The organism is Mycolicibacterium moriokaense (assembly GCF_010726085.1).
GTDB lineage: Bacteria > Actinomycetota > Actinomycetes > Mycobacteriales > Mycobacteriaceae > Mycobacterium > Mycobacterium moriokaense.
The window spans coordinates 4247474-4267104 of record NZ_AP022560.1; the positions used below are offsets into that span (position 1 = coordinate 4247474).

The window sequence follows — 19631 nt, forward strand, 5'->3', positions numbered from 1 at the left end:
AGCATCACCAAAGACGAAAGGGATCAATGACTCTCGAAGAGCGCGTCGCCCACCACACCCGGATGGCGGAGGCCTACCGCGACGCCTACCTGCGACAGGGCGTGAAGGACGGCGAGGCATTCGCGGACACCTGGAAGTTCGCAGCCGACGGGGTGTATGCCTCGCCGTACTTCACCGGCGACGAGGTGTTCAAGCTCAGCGAGTTCCCCTCCGATACCGCGAAAGCCTCCACCTTGGAAGCCAAGGTGTACTCGTTGAGCTTCCCCGACTGGAAACCGACGTCGTTCAACTATTGGCCATCGGAGAACGGGTTGGTGATGAAGACGCGGTGGGAAGGTCATACCGCGGACGGCGCGATGATGGGCTTCTACTCCTACAGTTTCCTGGAGACCAATGGCGAGTGCGAGATCACTCGGTGGGAGACGCACGTCAACGACGAGTACAACGCATTCCTCGACGTCGCGATCGGCGTGCACGGGCCCTTCCGCGGCACCGGCGAGTATCTCGAGGCGTTGGAGCGCCGCCTCGCCGAATCGGAGGTGCCGGCATGACGACCGTGGACGAGGTCTTCGCGACGGCGACCGGTCGGTCGCGAATCGTGCTGGAGTACAGCCGGATCACGAAGCGTCTCGTGGACGCCGCAAAGAACCCCGACTTCACCTCCTCGGACTGGGTGCCATTGGCGGAGTTGATCGACGTCGACAACTTCGTCCGGGTGGGGCCGTTCAAAGAGGTGATGGACTGGGCGACCTACGCGGAATTCTTGACCAACTGGGCGAAGTCATCGGAGTGGGACTGCACGTTCCAACGTCTCACCGAGACACCAGACGTGGTGTTTCTCGAACTCGAGGAGCACAGCCGAATCGGCGATTTCACCAGCGTGGTCAACAGCGTGTCCGTGTATGAGTTCAACGCCGACAACAAGGTTCGGCGCATCGCCGTCTACCTGCAGATGGAACTGCCGAACACCGGCTCGGTGCCGAGTTTCGATGGCGCAGACGGTTCGCAGTGAACGATCTCGATACAAGGGACGTCTTCACCGACAACGAGTTGGGCCCCGCCGACCACCGCCGCTATTCCTATCTGCCGACCTTTATCCTGCGCGCGCTGACCCGCCTGCATATCGAGTACCCGTAGGAATCACATGCCGTTTCAAGACACCACCGCCATCGTGACCGGCGGTGCCGCCGGGCTGGGCCTGGCCATCACCGAAGCGCTCGTCGCCCTGGGCGCCAAAGTCGCGATCTTCGACATCGCCACCGAGCAGGTCGAAGCACAGGTCGACCGATTGCGCGGCGAAGGCGCGAAAGTCGCCGGCTATATCGTGGACGTGTCGAACCGCGGTGCGGTCAAAGCCGCCGTCGCACAGGTGCGGGCGGACCTGGGACCGGTGCTGATCCTGGTGAACAACGCCGGCATCGAGCAATTCGGCAAGTTCGCCGAGATCACCGACGAGGAATGGGACCGCGTCATGGCGGTCAACCTCCGCGGCCCGTTCATCTGCACGCAGGTAGTGCTTCCCGACATGGTCGAGGCCCACTGGGGCCGGATCGTCAACATCTCCTCGTCGAGCGCGCAGGGCGGGCAGTCGCGCATGGCCGCCTACGTCAGTTCCAAGGCCGGTGTGATCGGGTTCACCAAGAGCCTTGCACTCGAACTCGGACCGAAAGGCATCACCGTCAACACGATTCCGCCCGGCATGGTGGTCACACCCATGCTGGAGAAGGCGATCGAAGAAGGGCGTTTCACCGCGCCACTGGAACACTTCGCCAAGATCACCCCGGTGCGTCGCGCCGGTCGGCCGGAGGACATCGCCAACGCCGCTATCTTCCTGTGCCAGGACGAATCTGACTACATCACCGGTCAGGTCCTTCCCGTCAACGGGGGGCGCCGGACATGACTCCCGCTGACCGCATCCAGCCGCTGCTTGCCCCGTTGACCGCCGAGGAGTGGGGAGACGACGAGTACGCGGCGTTCGGTGCACTGCTGGGACTGCCGGCGGAGAAAGTCCCCCAGGCCGGCTCGGGCCACGCCGCCGACCCCCTCAACTTCGACATCATCGGTGTGCTCGCCCGCCACCCAAAAATGGCGCGCCGATTTCTGGCCTTCAACGGCTGGCTGTTGCAGCGCGGCGAATTACCCCTTCGGCTAAGGGAACTGGCGATTTTGCGCGTAGCACAGGCTCGACGGTCCGCGTTCTTCTGGGCCGAGCACACCAAGGTCGCCACCGACGGTGGCGTACCGTCCGAAGACATCGCGCGTCTCGCCGAGGGCAACGACAGCTTCACCGGTGCCGACCGGTTGGTGCTCGAGGCCACCGACGAACTGCTGACCCTCGGCTTCGCCGACGCGGCGACGTGGCAACGCCTCGCGGACGAACTGGGCACGCACCAGGCAATGGAACTCATTTTCATCGTCGGCACGTACACGATGTTGGTGATGGCCTTTCAGACGTGGGGGTTGATGCCGGCGTCCGGCAGCCCAGCGTTACCCGAACCACTGACGTGATCGACGCCGGGCGTCCAGACTGCTTACAGATTGCGGTTTTGCGGCGAACGGCGATTATCCGCAGTCTCGACGCGCTAGCTCAGCCCTCGGCCGCCAATTGACCGCAGGCAGCGGCGATTTCGCGACCACGGGTGTCGCGCACGGTACATGACACCCCGCGTTCGCGAACCCGCCTGACGAATTCCCGCTCGGCGGCCTTCGGACTGGCGTCCCATTCGCTACCCGGCGTCGGGTTCAACGGAATGACGTTGACGTGCGCGAGCGGCCCCAGCGCCCCGTGCAGCCGCTTACCCAGCAAGTCCGCCCGCCACGGCTGATCGTTGACGTCTCGGATCAGCGCGTACTCGATCGACACCCGCCGTCCGGTCACGTCCGCGTAATACCTTGCTGCGTCGAGTGCTTCGGACACCTTCCAGCGGCTGTTCACCGGCACCAGTGTGTCGCGCAGTTCGTCGTCGGGCGCATGCAGCGACAACGCGAGCGTCACACCGAGGCGCTCGTCGGCCAGCTTGCGGATCGCCGGCGCGAGCCCCACCGTCGACACCGTCACCGACCGCGCCGAGATCCCGAACCCGAGCGGCGGCGCCGCCGTGATGCGGCGCACCGCCGCGACCACCCGGTTGTAGTTGGCCAGCGGCTCGCCCATCCCCATGAAGACGATGTTCGACAGCCTGCCGCCCCGCGCGGGCGGCGCGATCCCGTCCCCGTCGCGGTCGCGCAATTCAACCGCCGCCGCGCGCACCTGTTCCAGGATCTCCGCCGTCGACAGGTTGCGCTGCAGCCCGCCCTGGCCCGTCGCGCAGAACGGACACGCCATGCCGCACCCGGCCTGCGACGAGATGCACACCGTGTTGCGCTGCGGATAGCGCATCAGCACCGACTCGAACGTCGTGCCGTCGACCGCGCGCCACAGCATCTTGCGGGTCTCCCCCGAGTCGCATTCGATCTCCCGCACTGGGTCCAGCAGCTTCGGGAACAGGGCGTCCGCGATCTGATCGCGCAGCGCCGCGGGCAGGTCGGTCATCTCATGCGGGTCGGCGATCAACCGTCCGTAGTACTGGTTGGCCAGCTGTTTACCCCGAAATGCGGGCAGCCCGAGCTCCGCGACGGCGCCAGCGCGCGCGTCCTCATCGAGGTCGGCGAGGTGACGCGGCGGCATCGCGCGTCGCGGCGGGTCGAAAACAAGGGGCAGAGAAGTGGCCATGAGCTGCTGCCAGTATCTCATTGCCGAGCGCCGAGAAATTAATTCGCGATCTCAGTCGTTGCCCGCAACTATGGACCGGGTGCCCACCAGAACCATGCCGTTGGGAGCAGCGTCGACCTTGACGTTCTTCTATGCGCTTGGCTATCCCGTTGGCGCGCTTGCTGTTTCGGTGATGTCGCCGATGGCGGTGCTGGTATTTCGGTTCGGTCTGGCCGCCGCCATCCTGGCCGCCTGGGCCGCATTGGCGAAGGTGAGCTGGCCCACAGGGCGCACACTCGTGCATGTCCTGATCAGCGGATTACTCGCCCAGGGCCTGCTGTTCACCTGCCTGTATGTAGCGCTCATGCACGGTGCCCCCGCTGTGCTCGGGGCCGTGATCATCTCGATGAACCCCGTCGTCACGGCGGTCCTCGCGGCAATGTTCCTCAACGAAGGGCTCACCTGGACCAGGGTCGGGGCGCTCGTGCTGGGGGTGGTGGCCGTTCTCGCGTCCTGCGCGGCACGGCTGATCGCCGTCGGCGGCGTCGACCCCGCCGTCCTGCTGATCCTCGTCTCGCTGTTCAGCGTCGCCGCGGGCGGTGTGTACCAGCAGAAGTTCTGCTCCGGCGTCGACTTCCGGGCGACGGCCGCGTTGCAGAACGGTGCATGCATCCTCCCTGTCGTCGCGCTGGCCGCGGTGATGCCGTGGACGGTGAGCGACCCGTGGAAAGCGGCGGGAGCCGTCGCTGCCGTCGTCCTGCTCAACGCGGTGCTGTCGATGACCCTGTACGTCCGCGGCATCAACGAATACGGCGCGGCCGCGGTGGCAATGCTGTTCGCGGTGATCCCTGCGGTGGCGGGTGTGCTGTCGTGGGTGATGCTCGGTCAACGCCCCGACATCGGGATCGCCGCGGGCCTGGCCATCGGCGCAGCGGCATGTTGGCTAAACGCCAAGTCTCAGCGTTCGGTGACGCCCCCGACGGCGTCCATCATGCGGGCCAACTCACCCGCGACGTCCGGACCCGCTGGCTGATAGACGAGTTCCGTCACACCGCCCGCCGCGTATTCGGCGACCCGGTCCCGCAGTTGCTCCGGGGTTCCGGTGAAGGTGAACTGCGGCAGCAGATCGGCCGCGATCCGCACCGCTTCCTGGTCAACCGCGGTCAGCCGCACGAGGTGTCCCTCGTGTGTGACGAGGTGACGCTCGGCCGGCGGAATCGCATTGATGGCAGCCACCCACTCGGGACCGCCGGGCAGTTCGAGCATCGCGTCGGCACCCAGCCGTTCGTACATGGCGTGAAACACCACCGCGAGGCCGTGCCCCGCTCGGTCCAACAGCGCCTGACTGCGCAGGTCTTCGCCGTCCTCGAGGACCGTTCCGAACTGGAGCAACGCGTACGGCCGACCGGCCGCCGCCGGATTGGGCACACCCGCGGCGAACACGCCGTCGCCCACGCGTTCGGCGACGGCGGTGCCCTTGGGCCCGTCGGCGCCGATGAACACCTCGACCTCGACGGGCCGGTCCGGCACGAAACCGTCCGCATGCATCATGCGGATCGCGGCGCCCTCCCACTCGACCGTCTCGCCGCGCAGCAGCGCCCGCAGCGTCGTCACATACTCCTCGACCACCGCCCAACGCAGCGGCCGCTTTCCGAGGGTGTATCGACCGGTGAACCCGGAGCCGACAGCCACCACCACACGACCGGGCGCCAGCGCGGTGAGGTTCGCGATCGCTGCCGCGTTGGCCATCGGATGCCGCAGGCTCGGCACGAGGACGCCTGGACCGAGCCCGATCGTGGAGGTACGCTCGGCGGCCAGCGCCAACGCAATCCACACGTCCGACGTGATGGCCGGGGAGTCATACAGCCACGCCCGGTGATAACCGAGGCGTTCAGCCTCCGCGACGAGGTCCGGTGAGTCGACGTTGGTTACCAGCGCGCACGACAATTTCATGCGCGCAAACGCTACCTTAGCTGCGAATGACGATGGTTGAGAAGGCGAAATGCGCTGTTACGCAAGCAGTGTGAGGACGATCCAGCCGGCGACGGCCGAGGGCAGCATCGCGTCGATCCGGTCCATCATTCCCCCGTGACCGGGCAGCAGCTTGCCCATGTCTTTGATTCCGAGGTCGCGTTTGATCTGCGACTCGACGAGGTCGCCCAGCACGCCCGTGATGACCAGCATCAGACCCAGCGGAATCCCGACCCACCACGGGTTGTGGAGAAGGAACACCACCGAGAACACCGACGCGCCGATCCCGAACAGCAGTGAGCCGCCAAGTCCTTCCCACGATTTCTTCGGGCTGATCGCGGGCACCATCAGATGCTTGCCGAACAACACGCCCGCGACATATCCGCCGATGTCGGCGAACACGGCGGTCGCGATCACCGCGAACACCCGACGACCGCCCTCGTCCTGGAAGATCAGCAGCGCACTGAAACTCGCGAACAGCGGCACCCACGTCGCCAGCAGCACCGAGGCGGAGATGTCGCGCAGATAGTTCACCGGCTGGTCGCGAAGCCCCTGGCCGACCAGGCGCCACACCATGCACACCACGATCGTTCCGGCGTAGGCGCCCAGCAGCCCGGCGGGGCCGAACGGCCACGTCAACCAGATCATCGCCTGACCGCCGAGCAGCAGCGGAATCGCGGGAAGGGCGTAGCCGGCCTCACGAAGCCTGCTGATGACTTCCCACATGCCGATCGGGATCGCGATCGCGAGCACCGGAATCCACCCGATGGGCGCGAAGATCAGGACACCGATCGCGATGGCACCGAGCAGAACGCCGACGCCGATCGCGGCGGGCAGGTCACGCCCGGCCCGCGACTTCTTCTTGGGCGGCCCTTCGACCGGCGTATCTGCCACGGGAGTCATGTGCTGATCGGTCACTAGACCTCCAGCAACTCGCCTTCTTTGTGCTTGACCAATTCGTCGATCTGGTTGGTGTAGGTGTGGGTGATCTTGTCGAGATCCTTCTCGGCCCTGCTCACCTCGTCCTCACCTGCCTCGCCGTCTTTCTTGATGCGGTGCAACTCCTCCATCGCCTTGCGGCGGATGTTACGCACCGACACCCGGGCATCCTCGCCCTTGGCCTTGGCCTGCTTCACCAGGTCACGACGGCGTTCCTCGGTCAGCTGCGGAATGGACACCCGGATGACGTTCCCATCGTTCGTCGGGTTCACACCGAGGTCCGAGTTGCGGATCGCATCCTCGATGTTGCGCAGTTGATTGGCCTCGTACGGTTTGATGACGACCAGCCGCGGCTCGGGGACGTTGATGCTCGACAGCTGCGTGATCGGCGTGGGTGAACCGTAGTAGTCCATGTTCACGCGGGCGAACATGCCCGGATTGGCCCGGCCGGTACGGATCGACGACAGGTCGTCGCGCGCCACCGCCACCGCCTTCTCCATCTTCTCTTCGGCATCGAAGAGGGTTTCGTCGATCACGTTGCTCTCCTCATGACGGGCCCGCGGGCACGTCCGTATTACGTGGTGACCAGTGTTCCGATCTTCTCACCTGCGACCGCACGCGCGATATTGCCATCGGCGAGCAGGTTGAACACCAGGATCGGCATGCCATTGTCCATGCACAGGCTGAACGCGGTCGCATCGGCGACCTTCAGACCCCGATCGATCACCTCACGATGGCTGATCGCGGTCAACAGTTCGGCGTTGGGATCCACCTTCGGATCGGCGGTGAAGACGCCGTCGACGGCCTTGGCCATCAGCACCACCTCGGCGCCGATCTCGAGCGCCCGCTGCGCTGCCGTGGTGTCGGTCGAGAAGTACGGCAGCCCCATGCCGGCACCGAAGATGACCACCCGGCCCTTCTCCAGGTGCCTGCGGGCGCGAAGGGGGATGTACGGCTCAGCGACCTGGCCCATCGTGATCGCGGTCTGAACGCGGGTCTGAATGCCTTCCTTCTCCAGGAAGTCTTGCAGCGCAAGGCTGTTCATCACCGTGCCGAGCATGCCCATGTAGTCGCTGCGGGTTCGCTCCATGCCGCGCTGCTGAAGCTGGGCACCGCGGAAGAAGTTGCCGCCGCCGATGACGACGGCCACCTGCACGCCGCTGCGGACGACTTCGGCGATCTGTCGAGCCACCTGGTGGACGACGTCGGGGTCCAAGCCAACTTCGCCACCGCCGAACATCTCGCCGCCGAGCTTGAGCAGCACGCGGGAGTACACCGGCCGAAGCGACGTATCGGCTGAAGTATCGGATGAGGAAGAGGGGGCGGCACCGTTCGAGCTGGTCGGCTCCGGAACGGCCGGGCCGGCGACATTGGATTCCGCCATCCGACTCCTTCGGGTCCTCGCTGAGACTCCCCTAATCCTGCCTCATGGTGGCCTCGAGACCGGCATCCGGGGTCGCGCGTGGCGGATCAGCCCGGCAAGTGTGCGCTCAGCAGGAAGGCGGGCACCGACCTGCGTCCCTTTCCGGTCTCCCGTTCATATTCGATCAACGAGCGATGAGAGAAATCCGGCTGCGCGAATACCCATGTACCTGTGGCCGCGCCCCGATCCGCCGGATGAACTCGCCCGACAGCGGCGTGATCGGGCTCAGACACGCCAGATCACTGCTACTATCTGCGCATGAATGCAGATAGTCGGGAAGCGTGGCTCCGACTTCCAGACGATCAGGCGAGCTTGATCGTCGAGGTGTTTCGCATGCTGGCCGACGCCACACGCGTCCAGATTCTCTGGGCGCTGACCCACGGTGAGCATTCGGTCAACCAGCTTGCCGAGCATGTCGGGAAGCCGGCACCGTCCGTATCACAGCACCTGGCGAAGCTTCGGATGGCGCGACTGGTTCGCACACGTAAGGAGGGAACTCAGGTCATCTACCGCATCGAAAACGACCACGTTCGACAACTGGTGGTCGACGCCGTATTCAATGCCGAACATTCCGGCCCCGGCATTCCCGGCCATCACCGCAACGACCCAGCGACGCGCCAACTTCCGGGGGCGTCCGCGTAGTAATCACGGAGAAGATCCCATGACCGATCAACACGCCCATACCGAGGCGCACTCACACGAACATGCGCACGGCACCACCAGTCATGTCCATGCCCATACCGGGCACGATCACGACCACGTGACGCATGAGCACTCCCATGCCCACGACGGATCCGAGCACACCCACAGCCACGTGCATCAAAACGATCTCATCGACGAGCACTCACACGTTCACAGCTGACCGCGGGCAGCTGTGACGCTGTGGACTCGTCGCTAGTTGGCGGTGATCTCGAAACCCCACGGGAGTTCAAGGCGGTGGCGCGCCAATAGATCCGAGTCGGAAAGGATCGATCGCACGTCGTCGTCGGCTACCACGACTCCGGAGTCCATGACGACGGCCCTGTTGCACAGCTGCGCCGCGTAGGGCAGGTCGTGCGTGACGATGAGCATGGTGGTTTCGAGTCCCAGGAGGGTCTCTGCCAATTCCCGCCGTGCCACCGGATCGAGGTTGGCAGACGGTTCGTCGAGGACCAAGACGTCGGGCCTACATGCGAGGACCGTCGCCAGCGCGGCGCGGCGACGCTGGCCGCCCGACAAGTGCGCCGGACTGCGACCGGCCAGATCGGTCAGTGACACGGCCTCCAGCGCCTCCTGGACGCGGGCGGTCAATTCATCACCGGACACCCCGAAATTGGCCGGACCGAACGCCACATCCTGGGCGACCGTCGGCATGAAAAGCTGATCGTCGGGGTCCTGGAACACCAGTCCAACAAGCTGCCTGATGTGCTGTAAATTCTTGCGGATCAACGGGATTCCGCCGATCTCGACCGACCCTGAGGCGGCAGTCAAAACCCCGTTGAGGTGCAGCATCAGGGTCGTCTTGCCCGCGCCATTGGGGCCGAGTACCGCCACCCGCTCGCCGTCGGCCACCGTCAGGTCTATCCCGGCAAGCGCGGAGTGACCGTCGGGATAGACGTAGTGAAGATCCTGAATGCGGATTGCGGGTAGTGTCACCGGATCACCCACGAGCAGGCAGCCACAGCCACCGCGGCCGCAGCGGGCATGAGCGCGGCCACCCACTGTCGAACCGATGCCGGTGCACTGGAGCCCACCCCGGCGGCCAATGCCGGGACCGTGCCGTCAAAGCCCCTGGACAACATCGCGAGATAGACGCGTTCTCCCCGCTCGTACGCGCGTAGGAACAGTGCTCCAACACTTTTCGCGATGGCGCCCGCCTGGTGTATAGCGCTCGGCGAATCACCGCGCGACAGTCGCGCCTGACGCATTCGGCCGGCCTCCGAGGCAAGCAAATCGATGTAGCGAATCATCAACACCAGCATCGAGGTCACAGTGCCCGGCACTCCGAGTCGGCTCAGCGCGACGGACAGTTCGCGGGCCGTGGTGGTCGCGGCGACCGTGAGAGATGCCGCCACCCCCAGGGTGCCCTTGATCACGATGCCCCACGCGGCGTAGAGCCCAGAGACCGACAGGTGCACACCGGCTACCTCCACCCTGTTACCGCCCTCGGCGAACGGTAGCAGCACGGCGAGGATCAGGAATGGCGCCTCGATCAGCATGCGCGGCAGGATCCAGCGCAATGGAATCCGCGCAAACCGCCACACTGCAAGGACAATCAAGGCATAGATTCCGAACGGCCAGAGCATCTCCCGGGGTGTGGCGACCACGGCGAGCACGAAGACCACGAGGCAGACGATCTTCACCTCGGGAGCAACACGGTGAACGACCGAGTCGCCGTCGCGGTACAGGGGATGTGCGTGGCCTGCTCCCACGCCTAGTCTCCGGCTGGCGTCTTCGGCCTCGCCCGCGCGATCAACCAGAATGCGCCCCCTGCGACCGCGAGGGTGACGATGACGCCGATGACGCCGGCCAGCCCACCGGTGCCTTCGCCGCCCACCACGGCGTAGTCCGCGAGGGGGGAATTGGCCATGGCGTGATCCTGCGCGTGCTGGGCGATGCAGTCGCCCTTGAGTTCCTCTACCCCGGCGTTGTCGACGACCTCACAGCCCCTTAACGTGGCGGAGTCCAGGCCGTCCGGGCTGGAACTGGCCAGATAGGACACGCCGCCGGCGATCACCAACGCTGCCAGGGCGAAGCCGATCCAGAACAACCAGTTGCGTCGCGCCGCGGTCGTCACGCTGTCGCTCCTTCAACCACTCGGTTCGTTCGCAGCAGATATACGAGGTCGGGACGGGCTCTGGCGACGGCGACAACTGTCAGCGCAGTGATGATCCCCTCTCCGACACCGATCAGGGCGTGGGTACCGAACATGTAGGCGGCGACGGCGCCCAGTGACGTAGAGGACGCACCACCGATGGCGTATTCGATGACGAATCCCATTGCGGCACAGATCGTCCCGACTACGGCAGCGATGAAGGAGACGACGCCCAGGGATGCCGTTGAGACGTCGCTTCGGCGGCGTCTCAGGACGGAGTACAACAGCACCGCCGTCGAATAGCCCGCCGCGACCCCGATCACGGCCATATTGGTGATGTTGGTCCCCAACGCCGTGACGCCGCCGTCGGCGAACAACAGTGACTGCACGATCAAGACGATCGCCACACACAACGCGCCGGTATACGGCCCCACCAGGATTGCGGCCAGTGCACCACCGAGCAGGTGGCCGCTGACGCCGGGCAGGATCGGGAAGTTCACCATCTGCACCGCGAAGATGAAGGCGGCCACCAGCCCTGCCAGCGGCACCGTGCGTTCATCCAGTTCGGCACGAGCCCGCCATGCGCAGACACCGAGCGCTATAGCGGCAAGCAACGCAAAACCGACCGACGTCGGCGCGTTGACGATGCCGTCGCTCATGTGCATCGCCTGTGTAGTCACAGTACTCACGACAGAAGGCTAAGCCCCTACCGGCTGATATGTCTAGTTGTTCAGATGTTCATTTCAGCGGGCGAGATGTAGCGACGAATCACAATGTGTGTCCAGCGCCAATCCAGTGCAGCAGATCGTGCACGATGTCGTCTTCCAACTGGTAACTGACCTGTCGACCAGTCCGGGTGCTCTTGACCCAGCCTTGTTGGCGCAGGATCCGAAGCGCTTGTGAAACCGCGTTTTCCGAGCTACCGACCGCGGCAGCGAGGTCGCCCACACACATTCCGGGAGCGCGATGCAGGGTCAGCAGAATTGCGAGGCGATTGGGATCGGAGAGCAAGTCAAAGCGCAGAGTCCAGGTGGCGACGTCCACGTCGGCCAGCGAAGCCGGAGTCGGTACGGCCTGATCTACAGGCTTCTTCATAGCTGAGAATCTAACCCAGAACGCAGAGCAAAAGGCTGACGTGCACATCGCGCGCCGCAGGTGGGCAGGTCGATCGACGTCATCCATCCACCGTTCTCCGCACCCCATTCCGAGGTCGTCGCCGCCCGGAGTCGCGGCGTTCGAGCATTGCGGCTCCCGTGCCATCAAAGGCATGCCCGCTAGAAGATCAGGCCCTGCGCCTTACTGGTGGCAGCGGCGAACCGCGCTTGCACGTCGGCCCAATTCACGACATTCCAGAACGCCTTGACGTAATCGGCCTTCACGTTCTTGTACTGCAGGTAATACGCGTGCTCCCACATGTCGACCTGAAGCAGCGGGAGGATGCCAAGGGGCACGTTGGCCTGCTGGTCGTACAGCTGAAACGTCAGAAGTCGTTGGCCCAACGTGTCGTAACCCAGCACCGCCCAGCCCGAGCCCTGCAGCCCGTTGGCAGCGGCGGTGAACTGCGCCAGAAACCTGTCGAACGACCCGAACTGGTCGTCGATCGCGGCCGCGAGGTCACCGGTTGGTTTGTCGCCGCCATTGGGCGAAAGGTTCTTCCACCAGATGGTGTGGTTGACATGACCGCCGAGATGGAAGGCCAGATTCTTCTCATTGAGGAAGATCGCGCCGTGGTCCTCGTTGGCTCGCGCCTCGTCGAGTTTGGCGATGGCGTCGTTGAGACCCTTCACATAGGTGGCGTGGTGCTTGCTGTGGTGAATCTCGTTGATCTGACCTGAGATGTGCGGTTCTAGCGCGCCGTAGTCGTAGTCCAGGTCAGGAAGTGTGTACTCGGCCATGAAGGTCCTCTCTGATCTCTCTGCGCCGTCGACGATGCGCGAAGTGGTCCGCATCCAACTGGTGGCTGATCCCACGTTACCTGTTCATCTCATCATCTGTTCATATGTTACTGTCAACATGCGGGTCGGCCGTGCGCGAAGTCGATGCAGCACATCCACGTAGCGAACTTGCCCCCGAGGTGGTCCGCGATGCCACGGCCGACTCGTTTAAGTCATCGTGAGTGAAGGTCCGAGCTACGCCAGGGTGTGATCGACTGAAAACGATTGCGTTGCAATGCCAGAGCCGATCTGACCCAAGGACTCGCTGTGGCCGATGATGAAAAGACTCGATGGGCAATCGACGTTATGACCGCGTGGGTTGAGCACGGCCACGATGGCGACTTTGTACACCAGCGAATCGCCGATTACGTGCCCACCGCCGACAGCCGCAATGGGTTGATCACCGGACTCGTCAACCTATTCGGACTGCTGTTGATGGGCATGGAAGTCACCACGGGCAGGAATGCCCACGAGATTCTTCAAACCATCGCAAGGACGGTGTCGCGACACGAGCACCTGCCAGACAGCACTCGACTCGAGCCCGGAAGCTGAACTCGGCGGCCGAGGAGGCCCGGTACGCGGATTCGAACATCTGATTCGTGGGTTGAGTCGTGACTCCCATATATCAATGTACTTGATATGTGTCAAGATAGTTGATATGAAGGAGATGCTCGAAGACCAGCCGCTGGGGTATCTGCTGACCCGGGTGGGGAACGCGCTGCGCGCGGAGGTGACCGCGAGCGTCCTCGACCCGATGGGACTTGCCTTCCCGCAATACATCTGCATGCGAATCCTGGCGAAGTACCCTGGCCGCTCCAACGCCGATCTCGCCCGCGACACCAACGTCACCCCACAGGCGATGAACATGGTGCTGCGCCGCCTCGAAAGCCGCGGACTCGTCACCCGGCCCACCAGCGTCTCCTCGGGGCGGTCGCTGCCGGCCAGGCTGACCCGCGAGGGCGAAGAGCTCCTCAAGCGCACCGACGCCGGGGTACGCGCCGCGGAACGAAAGCTCATGGCGGGGCTGACCGTGGAGCAGCGCCGGGAGTTCAAGCGTGTTCTGGTGGCGCTCGGCTCCGACTGAGAGCTCGCCAACAATTAACTAACGCAGGGGATAATTTTTGCTATAAAGAGGTGCGCGGGTGACCCTCTGCGCGTTTGCTGACCCAACCGATGACGAGAGGTTATCGCCGTGAGCTTTACTCCCTCCGCTGATGAGGCCATCGAACTACTCGAGGGGTACTTTTACTGGAGCGGGTTCCCGAGATTGCTGGGATGTGAAATCGAGACAGATTTCACGAAAGCTGACATCGCGTTGGTGGGGCTACCACTGGCAATCAACCCGGTCGAGCGGACCCAGTATCTGGGCCCCCGCGCCGTCCGCCACCGGTCACAGGCCTACCACCGCGGCCACCGCGAGTTCGGGATCAACCCCTTCGAACTCGCCCGGATCCGTGACTTCGGCGACGTACCGATTCCCACCCCGACGATCGCCGATCAAGCGGTCCTCGACATCGAGAAGTTCTACGCACGGATGGACGCCGCCGGGGTGCTGCCGTTCACGATCGGCGGCGACCACGCCTGCACGCTGCCGGTGCTGCGGGCCATCGCCGGCCCGAACTCGCGCCGCAAGGGGCCGGTCGGAATCATCCACTTCGACTCGCACACAGACACTTACGGCGACTCGGCGGGCGTGCACTGCCATGCCGGCAACGGTTTCCGGATCGGCAATGAAGAAGGCCTGATCGACGCGTCGCGTTACGTGCACGTCGGCCTCAACGGTCCGATGGTGCATCCGAACATGGACGACTACTCCAAGGACGCCGGGTACCGAATGCTCACGCTCGACGAAATCGAGGAGATCGGCATACCCGCCGCGATCGAGGAGATCCGCAAGGTGATCGGCGACGGGCCGGTGTACGTGACGGTCGACCTGGACGTCCTGACGCTCAGCGATGCGCCCGCCGTCGCCGACCCGGAGGCGGGCGGCCTGACGATACGGGAGATGCTGAAGATCCTGCGCAGCTTCCGCGGCATGGACGTGATCGGCGGCGACATCGTGTGCTTTGTCCCCCATCTCGATCCGTCACAGGTCACCGCCCTCCACATCAGCGCGATCATGCATGACATCGTCACGGTGATGGCCGAGGGTGTCGCGAAGAAGAGATAACACCTCTTCCCATTGGCGGCGGCGCCGACGGTGTGGTCAACTGTGGCGACACGTCGGCCGAATTCGCTGACGCGAACGCTGATCCCTTGCGATGAAAATTGTCCTAGCACCTGACTCGTTCAAAGAGTCGATGACCGCGACAGAAGCGGTGGCCGCGATGCGCGCCGGCGTGGCATCGGTGTTCCCCGATGCCGAATGCGTCGGTGTCCCGATGGCCGACGGCGGCGAGGGCACCGTCGATGCCGTCGTCGACGCGTTACACGGCCAGCACGTCGAGGTCGAGGTCCTCGATCCACTCGGTCGGGCCATCACCGCACGGTACGGCTACATTCCGCTTCGCCAGCTGGCGGTGATCGAGATGGCGGCCGCCTCCGGACTGGAACTCATCCCGCCCGACCAGCGAGACGTGCTGCGCGCCAGCACCTTCGGCGTCGGACAACTGATCCGGTCCGCACTGAACCGCGGGGCGGAGGACATGTTGATCGGGCTGGGCGGATCAGCCACCAACGACGGCGGCGCAGGAATGCTCACCGCGCTCGGCGCGGCATTCCTCGGCGCCGACGGAAACCCCCTCGAACCCGGCGGCGCCGCGCTGCGTCACCTCGACCGCATCGATCTCACCGGCCTGGATCCGCGGCTGCGCAACACCCGCATCCGGGTGGCCTCCGACGTCACCGCACCGCTGCTGGGCCCCACCGGCGCCACCGCGGTCTTCGGGCCGCAGAAAGGCGCTACGCCTGCCGATGTGGAGGTTCTGGAAGAAGCGCTGACGCAGCTGGCCACCGTCGCGGCAGTGACGCTGGGCAAGGCGAACCCACAACGCCGAGGGGCGGGCGCGGCCGGGGGTTTGGGCTTTGCAGTCGTCGAATTCCTCGGCGCGGAAAGCAAACCCGGCGTCGACGAGGTCGCCGCGACGGTCGGTCTCGAGAATGCCCTCCGCGGCGCCGACTGGGTGTTCACCGGCGAGGGCAGTGTCGACGCCCAAACCGTGATGGGTAAAACGCCTTTCGGCGTCGCTCAGGCCGCCGCACGGGCAGGCGCGCGGGTGGTGATCTTCGCCGGCCGCGTGGCGCCCGACGCCTCGGTGCTGCTGGACCACGGCGTGGAGCGCCTCGTGGCGATCACCGCCGAGGGCACGCCCATCGAACAGGCGTTGCGCGAGGGTGCCGAATCGCTGAGGCGCGCCACGGCCGAGGTCTGCAGCGATATCAGGGGCTAGTGATGGTGGCAGGCCGCCGGCGGTGACGGCGGTATGTCCAGTGCGGGGTTGCCGTCGAAGAATCCGACCGGCTTGAGGTGGAAGCCGTTATACGCGCACGGCATCACCGGCCAGTCCTCCGGTCGCACCACGTGGTGCGCCCCCACGGTGTACCACAGCACGAGGTCGGAGTTCTCCAACGGCGCATCGTCGGCGATGTAGCACGGCAGTCCCTGCATATCCGCCGACTGGTACATGTAGTCGCCCGCCGCGAACCTCTCGGCGGGATCGTATTTCGTCACCCATAGGTTGTGCTGCACAAAGCGCGCACGGTCGTAGATGTACGAGCCCTCCTGGACCATCACCGGCACCATTTCTCGTGGCGTGAGCTTGTAGGCGACGGGGCTGCCGAGCTCGTTGTACTTGTTCGGGTTGGCGATCTTCCAGTAGCGCCCTGTTTTCCAGTCCCAGTCCCTGGCACCCGCCGCCTCCGATTCCACCAGAGTCTCGCGGGTGATCCACGCGTTGTGGTGCGGGTTGAGCGCGGGGTCGGGCTCGGGTATCGAGTCGACCTCGTAGACGCTGTTCCCCGCGCCATCGATGCTCATGTCGAGGCGGAAGCTGAAGAAATGCTGGTGGTTCGGGCCGTAGATGTTGGGGGCGACCATCTTTCCCCAGCGCGGCGTCTCACCGTCGGGAACCGCACCGGTGGTGAGCACTCCGGATAGCTTGACCTCCACCTCCATCGAGGCGTCGTTGTAGAAGTACCAGAAGAACCCGTACTCGTAGTTGCCGACGGTACAGATCATCGAGATCACCAGCCGACGGGCACGCCGGACCTCGACCTCCTCGGTGCGGAAATCGGTGTGCTTCCAGGAGATCCCGTAGTCCTCCTCGTGCATGCAGATGGCGTTCGGGATGGTCACCGCGTTGCCCGACGAGTCGTTGACCGTGGCGTCGAAGTAGTAGATCTCGCCAAGGCAGTCGCACCCCAGGGTCAGCGGGTTGGCGGAGAATCCCATGCCTACCTCGCCCATGTCGAACACGTTCTTGTTCCAGTGTGTCGGCGACGAGTCACCGTATGGGACAACCATTTCCGACAACGATGCGCGGTAGATGATCGGCCTCACCTCGCCACGGTCGGTGTAGGTGATCTCATGCAGCACGATTCCCTCACGTGGGTTGAAGCCCACCCGCATCGACCATTTCTGCCACTGCACCTTCCACCCGTCGACAGTGAAGCTGGGACCGTCGGGTTGGGTGATCTCGATCGGTTTCACGTCCGAACGGAACTCCGTGAACGCCGGGCGGTTGTCCTCGTCGAACATGAACTTCTCGGTGTAGTTGCCTGCCTTCGGCGGCAACGGCACCGCGCCGTGGTCCTCGACGTCGATGACCTCCATCTTGCCCAGGTCGAACGTCACGATCAGCCCTTCGACAGGCCGGGCGTAGCCGTGTTCGGAAGGCGCCGCCCGCACAAAAGTCAGCGGTCGACACACCAGTGGCGAGTTGTCGTAGTGATCCTGCGGACCATAATAGCCTGCGGGCCAAGGGTCGATCATCGCCAGATCGAAATCGGTGACGCCGCGTTTGCGCATCGCCTCCTGCCAGCGGGAATCTTCCCTGACCTTCTCCTCCACACCGGTCATCCACTCGACGAGATAGGAGGGAAAGCGGCCGGGAATCAATTTCCACGAGGTGATCAGGCGTGCCTGCAGGTCCACGATCGCCTCGTAGAGCGCCTTGGCAGCGGGGTCGTAGGCGGTGATGAACGCCTGCCGCGGGATGTCGGTCACACCCTCGAACGTCAGCTCTGGTCTCTTGGCCGGCTCAGCCAGCTGGATCATCACGAATCGCAGGGTGGGAGTCGCATATTCGGAGTCGGTGACGATCGTGGCCGCGGCCTCGATCTCCTCTCCCGTCAGGGGATCGAGCGGATACGCGACGTCGCCGCTCGTGAGGTCCGCGTGTAGTGCGGTGCTATCCATTGTCATTTCGACTCACCCTCCGTTGTGGTGGTTTCCGACTTCGTCAGGTCGAGGACCGCGAGATGCGCAAGCGCATCCTCTTCACTGACCTTGTGCGCCGAGCGGCGCCCAAAGATGTACACGATGACGCCGAGGCCGACCATCATCAGTCCGATGCCGCCCGTCCACGTCATCCAGGTGCCCATGGACACGTCGATCCACGGGGTGACGAACGAGTAGTAGATGCCGCCCAGCGTGCCGATCGTGCCGACGATCACGGTCGCCCACACCCCGGTCATACCGCCGGGGATACGCCAGAACTGTTCGGTGGCATAGCGATCGGCGTACTTCTTGCGCGCGATGATCACCGGGAACAGGAAGAAGAATCCGGAGATCAGCCAGACGACGCTGAGGCCGCCCTGGATGTAGATCGTGACGTTAGCCATGCTGCTCTGCGAGTACAGGGTCACCAGGATGATCGACGACAGCACGCCCTGGATGAGCACCGCGGTGACCGGGTTGCGGGTGCGCGGGTTCAGGTGCGTGAAGATGCGGGGTAGATGACGCTCCAGGCCGGAGACGAAGATCAGCCGGGAGTAGGCGACCTGGTATGTCGTCAGCGCGATGAACACGATGACGGCCAGCACCACGGCGGCGACCTCCATCAGGCCGGGGAACCCTGACTTGTCGAGGTTTGCGACGACGCCGACGACGGGATCGATCTCGTCGCCGGAGAGCACCATCATCGTGCCGAGTGTGGTGAGCAGATAGATGGCGATCAGAGCCGCCGAGCCCCAGACGATCATCTTGGCGCCGCTCTTTCGCACCGAGAGGAACTCGGCACCCATGTTGTACGGGGTCTCGACGCCGAGCAGGTACAGCACCACGGTGCCGAACAGGAAGCCGGCGCCGGTGAAGTCGGGCACCAACGAGTCGTGCAGGCTGAACGGCGTGGCGGAGCCGTGACGCAGCGCGTAGATGAGCCCGCAGATGAAGACCGTCAGGGCCAGCACCCAGTAGACGACGAAGACCGTGTTCATGATCCGTTGGTTGGCGGCCAGTTTCGCCAGCGCAAGCCCGATCACCGACCACAGCACCACGAGCTGAAGGATGATCGTCGTCGTCAGCCCCAGCTCGGCGTGGAATGCCAGGAGTAGGAACTGCAGCACGATGGCTGGCGACCCCGCGCCGTTGAGGATCACCGGTATCCACGACAGATAGCCGCCGATGTATCCCCAGGTCTCGCCCATGGTTCGGGTCGCCCAGATGTAGACACCGCCCTGGCCGGGCCACAGATTGCCCAGTTCGACGCAGGCCATACCGGCAGGCACCAGGAACAGTGCAATGCCGAGCGCCCACATCGGGATCGCCGTCCAGCCACCGGCCGCCATGACCGACGAACCGGTGATCCAGCAGATGATGAAGACATAGATCGCCGTCAGCCCGAAGGTGCTGAGCACCTTGGGTAACACCTGCTCGGGGATGAGCTCGGCGTTCAAGAGCTTGCCGTCGGACGGTCGGGCGGCTTCGAGTTCCTGAGTCAT

At 64.5% G+C, this 19631-nt stretch carries 25 protein-coding genes; 11 read left to right on the forward strand and 14 right to left on the reverse strand.

Translation table 11 applies throughout. The features are described from left to right. Positions 1 to 26: 26 nt before the first annotated feature. From G6N43_RS20895 to G6N43_RS20910, 5 genes are read left to right on the forward strand one after another with little or no spacing between them, the layout of a single operon-like run. Positions 27 to 551 carry a hypothetical protein gene (locus G6N43_RS20895; protein WP_083149921.1) on the forward strand — a complete coding sequence of 175 codons (525 nt, stop codon included), beginning with the start codon at positions 27 to 29 and terminating at the stop codon, positions 549 to 551. Further along, positions 548 to 1012, forward strand: coding sequence for a hypothetical protein (locus G6N43_RS20900; RefSeq protein WP_083149922.1), 465 nt, complete (start codon positions 548 to 550; stop codon positions 1010 to 1012). The genes G6N43_RS20895 and G6N43_RS20900 overlap by 4 nt, the downstream gene beginning before the upstream one ends. Next, on the forward strand, positions 1009 to 1137 hold the full coding sequence (locus G6N43_RS30885; RefSeq protein WP_263991900.1) for a hypothetical protein: 129 nt from the start codon (positions 1009 to 1011) through the stop codon (positions 1135 to 1137). The genes G6N43_RS20900 and G6N43_RS30885 overlap by 4 nt, the downstream gene beginning before the upstream one ends. 7 nt (positions 1138 to 1144) lie before the next feature. Next, positions 1145 to 1900 (forward strand): SDR family NAD(P)-dependent oxidoreductase, encoded by a 756-nt coding sequence (locus G6N43_RS20905; protein ID WP_083149923.1) that lies wholly within the window; start codon positions 1145 to 1147, stop codon positions 1898 to 1900. Beyond that, positions 1897 to 2508 carry a carboxymuconolactone decarboxylase family protein gene (locus tag G6N43_RS20910; RefSeq protein WP_083149924.1) on the forward strand — a complete coding sequence of 204 codons (612 nt, stop codon included), beginning with the start codon at positions 1897 to 1899 and terminating at the stop codon, positions 2506 to 2508. Before G6N43_RS20905 ends, G6N43_RS20910 begins: the two co-directional genes overlap by 4 nt. 79 nt (positions 2509 to 2587) lie before the next feature. Here the strand turns inward: G6N43_RS20910 and rlmN are convergent, their stop codons facing one another. Further along, the gene (gene rlmN, locus G6N43_RS20915) at positions 2588 to 3712 is read right to left on the reverse strand and encodes a dual-specificity RNA methyltransferase RlmN (protein WP_083150037.1); all 1125 of its coding nucleotides are present in this window, start codon (positions 3710 to 3712) and stop codon (positions 2588 to 2590) included. Positions 3713 to 3782: 70 nt separating this feature from the next. On the opposite strand from rlmN, the gene G6N43_RS20920 reads away from it, so the two are divergent. Further along, positions 3783 to 4724 carry a DMT family transporter gene (locus tag G6N43_RS20920; protein WP_407664811.1) on the forward strand — a complete coding sequence of 314 codons (942 nt, stop codon included), beginning with the start codon at positions 3783 to 3785 and terminating at the stop codon, positions 4722 to 4724. On the opposite strand, the gene G6N43_RS20925 is transcribed toward G6N43_RS20920, so the two are convergent. From G6N43_RS20925 to pyrH, 4 genes are read right to left on the reverse strand one after another with little or no spacing between them, the layout of a single operon-like run. After that, complete coding sequence (locus G6N43_RS20925) at positions 4649 to 5644, reverse strand: LLM class flavin-dependent oxidoreductase (protein ID WP_083149925.1); 996 nt, start codon at positions 5642 to 5644, stop codon at positions 4649 to 4651. The genes G6N43_RS20920 and G6N43_RS20925 overlap by 76 nt on opposite strands. A 57-nt stretch (positions 5645 to 5701) precedes the next feature. Then, positions 5702 to 6580, reverse strand: a complete 879-nt coding sequence (locus G6N43_RS20930) for a phosphatidate cytidylyltransferase (RefSeq protein WP_234810020.1) — start codon at positions 6578 to 6580, stop codon at positions 5702 to 5704. Further along, a complete protein-coding gene (gene frr / locus G6N43_RS20935) occupies positions 6580 to 7137 on the reverse strand; it encodes a ribosome recycling factor (protein WP_083149926.1) in 558 nt (185 codons plus the stop codon). Before frr ends, G6N43_RS20930 begins: the two co-directional genes overlap by 1 nt. 38 nt (positions 7138 to 7175) lie before the next feature. Next, positions 7176 to 7985, reverse strand: a complete 810-nt coding sequence (gene pyrH / locus G6N43_RS20940) for a UMP kinase (protein WP_083149927.1) — start codon at positions 7983 to 7985, stop codon at positions 7176 to 7178. A gap of 297 nt (positions 7986 to 8282) precedes the next feature. Between pyrH and G6N43_RS20945 the strand changes: the two genes are divergently transcribed. Next, the gene (locus G6N43_RS20945) at positions 8283 to 8666 is read left to right on the forward strand and encodes an ArsR/SmtB family transcription factor (RefSeq protein ID WP_083149928.1); all 384 of its coding nucleotides are present in this window, start codon (positions 8283 to 8285) and stop codon (positions 8664 to 8666) included. 52 nt (positions 8667 to 8718) lie between these two features. Here G6N43_RS20945 and G6N43_RS31110 read toward each other — a convergent pair whose 3' ends face one another. From G6N43_RS31110 to G6N43_RS20975, 7 genes are all read right to left on the reverse strand, one after another. Continuing rightward, positions 8719 to 8844: a hypothetical protein gene (locus G6N43_RS31110; RefSeq protein WP_263991901.1), complete on the reverse strand. Its 126-nt coding sequence runs from the start codon at positions 8842 to 8844 to the stop codon at positions 8719 to 8721. A gap of 74 nt (positions 8845 to 8918) precedes the next feature. Beyond that, positions 8919 to 9659 carry an energy-coupling factor ABC transporter ATP-binding protein gene (locus G6N43_RS20950; RefSeq protein ID WP_083150040.1) on the reverse strand — a complete coding sequence of 247 codons (741 nt, stop codon included), beginning with the start codon at positions 9657 to 9659 and terminating at the stop codon, positions 8919 to 8921. Next, a complete protein-coding gene (gene cbiQ, locus G6N43_RS20955) occupies positions 9656 to 10435 on the reverse strand; it encodes a cobalt ECF transporter T component CbiQ (RefSeq protein WP_083149930.1) in 780 nt (259 codons plus the stop codon). The genes G6N43_RS20950 and cbiQ overlap by 4 nt, the downstream gene beginning before the upstream one ends. Positions 10436 to 10437: 2 nt before the next feature. Continuing rightward, on the reverse strand, positions 10438 to 10800 hold the full coding sequence (locus tag G6N43_RS20960; RefSeq protein WP_083149931.1) for a PDGLE domain-containing protein: 363 nt from the start codon (positions 10798 to 10800) through the stop codon (positions 10438 to 10440). Then, entirely contained in the window at positions 10797 to 11483 is a 687-nt protein-coding gene (locus G6N43_RS20965) for an energy-coupling factor ABC transporter permease (RefSeq protein WP_083149932.1), read from the reverse strand. Before G6N43_RS20965 ends, G6N43_RS20960 begins: the two co-directional genes overlap by 4 nt. A gap of 103 nt (positions 11484 to 11586) precedes the next feature. Further along, a complete protein-coding gene (locus G6N43_RS20970) occupies positions 11587 to 11913 on the reverse strand; it encodes an ArsR/SmtB family transcription factor (RefSeq protein ID WP_083149933.1) in 327 nt (108 codons plus the stop codon). A gap of 179 nt (positions 11914 to 12092) precedes the next feature. Then, positions 12093 to 12713, reverse strand: a complete 621-nt coding sequence (locus G6N43_RS20975; protein WP_083149934.1) for a superoxide dismutase — start codon at positions 12711 to 12713, stop codon at positions 12093 to 12095. Positions 12714 to 13019: 306 nt separating this feature from the next. On the opposite strand from G6N43_RS20975, the gene G6N43_RS20980 reads away from it, so the two are divergent. The 4 genes from G6N43_RS20980 (at position 13020) to G6N43_RS20995 (ending at position 16141) form a co-directional block, all read left to right on the forward strand. Further along, positions 13020 to 13304: a hypothetical protein gene (locus G6N43_RS20980; protein ID WP_083149935.1), complete on the forward strand. Its 285-nt coding sequence runs from the start codon at positions 13020 to 13022 to the stop codon at positions 13302 to 13304. Positions 13305 to 13410: 106 nt separating this feature from the next. After that, entirely contained in the window at positions 13411 to 13836 is a 426-nt protein-coding gene (locus G6N43_RS20985; RefSeq protein ID WP_234810022.1) for a MarR family winged helix-turn-helix transcriptional regulator, read from the forward strand. Positions 13837 to 13944: 108 nt separating this feature from the next. Then, positions 13945 to 14922 carry an arginase family protein gene (locus G6N43_RS20990; protein WP_083149936.1) on the forward strand — a complete coding sequence of 326 codons (978 nt, stop codon included), beginning with the start codon at positions 13945 to 13947 and terminating at the stop codon, positions 14920 to 14922. Between the two features lie 91 nt (positions 14923 to 15013). Next, on the forward strand, positions 15014 to 16141 hold the full coding sequence (locus tag G6N43_RS20995; RefSeq protein ID WP_083149937.1) for a glycerate kinase: 1128 nt from the start codon (positions 15014 to 15016) through the stop codon (positions 16139 to 16141). On the opposite strand, the gene G6N43_RS21000 is transcribed toward G6N43_RS20995, so the two are convergent. Together G6N43_RS21000 and G6N43_RS21005 are read right to left on the reverse strand one after the other, a co-directional pair. Then, complete coding sequence (locus tag G6N43_RS21000; RefSeq protein WP_083149938.1) at positions 16138 to 18114, reverse strand: primary-amine oxidase; 1977 nt, start codon at positions 18112 to 18114, stop codon at positions 16138 to 16140. The two genes, G6N43_RS20995 and G6N43_RS21000, sit on opposite strands and share 4 nt — an antisense overlap. After that, a complete protein-coding gene (locus G6N43_RS21005) occupies positions 18111 to 19631 on the reverse strand; it encodes an APC family permease (protein ID WP_083149939.1) in 1521 nt (506 codons plus the stop codon). Before G6N43_RS21005 ends, G6N43_RS21000 begins: the two co-directional genes overlap by 4 nt.

Bases quoted from the DNA above. Each gene is read 5' to 3' on its own strand.
- G6N43_RS20895 (WP_083149921.1), top strand. From the start codon at position 27: ATGACTCTCGAAGAGCGCGTCGCCCACCACACCCGGATGGCGGAGGCC.
- G6N43_RS20900 (WP_083149922.1), top strand. From the start codon at position 548: ATGACGACCGTGGACGAGGTCTTCGCGACGGCGACCGGTCGGTCGCGA.
- G6N43_RS20905 (WP_083149923.1), top strand. From the start codon at position 1,145: ATGCCGTTTCAAGACACCACCGCCATCGTGACCGGCGGTGCCGCCGGG.
- G6N43_RS20910 (WP_083149924.1), top strand. From the start codon at position 1,897: ATGACTCCCGCTGACCGCATCCAGCCGCTGCTTGCCCCGTTGACCGCC.
- rlmN (WP_083150037.1), bottom strand. From the start codon at position 3,712: ATGGCCACTTCTCTGCCCCTTGTTTTCGACCCGCCGCGACGCGCGATG.
- G6N43_RS20920 (WP_407664811.1), top strand. From the start codon at position 3,783: ATGGACCGGGTGCCCACCAGAACCATGCCGTTGGGAGCAGCGTCGACC.
- G6N43_RS20925 (WP_083149925.1), bottom strand. From the start codon at position 5,644: ATGAAATTGTCGTGCGCGCTGGTAACCAACGTCGACTCACCGGACCTC.
- pyrH (WP_083149927.1), bottom strand. From the start codon at position 7,985: ATGGCGGAATCCAATGTCGCCGGCCCGGCCGTTCCGGAGCCGACCAGC.
- G6N43_RS20945 (WP_083149928.1), top strand. From the start codon at position 8,283: ATGAATGCAGATAGTCGGGAAGCGTGGCTCCGACTTCCAGACGATCAG.
- G6N43_RS31110 (WP_263991901.1), bottom strand. From the start codon at position 8,844: ATGCACGTGGCTGTGGGTGTGCTCGGATCCGTCGTGGGCATGGGAGTG.
- G6N43_RS20965 (WP_083149932.1), bottom strand. From the start codon at position 11,483: ATGCACATGAGCGACGGCATCGTCAACGCGCCGACGTCGGTCGGTTTT.
- G6N43_RS20970 (WP_083149933.1), bottom strand. From the start codon at position 11,913: ATGAAGAAGCCTGTAGATCAGGCCGTACCGACTCCGGCTTCGCTGGCC.
- G6N43_RS20975 (WP_083149934.1), bottom strand. From the start codon at position 12,713: ATGGCCGAGTACACACTTCCTGACCTGGACTACGACTACGGCGCGCTA.
- G6N43_RS20985 (WP_234810022.1), top strand. From the start codon at position 13,411: ATGAAGGAGATGCTCGAAGACCAGCCGCTGGGGTATCTGCTGACCCGG.
- G6N43_RS20995 (WP_083149937.1), top strand. From the start codon at position 15,014: ATGAAAATTGTCCTAGCACCTGACTCGTTCAAAGAGTCGATGACCGCG.
- G6N43_RS21000 (WP_083149938.1), bottom strand. From the start codon at position 18,114: ATGACAATGGATAGCACCGCACTACACGCGGACCTCACGAGCGGCGAC.
- G6N43_RS21005 (WP_083149939.1), bottom strand. From the start codon at position 19,631: ATGACTCAGGAACTCGAAGCCGCCCGACCGTCCGACGGCAAGCTCTTG.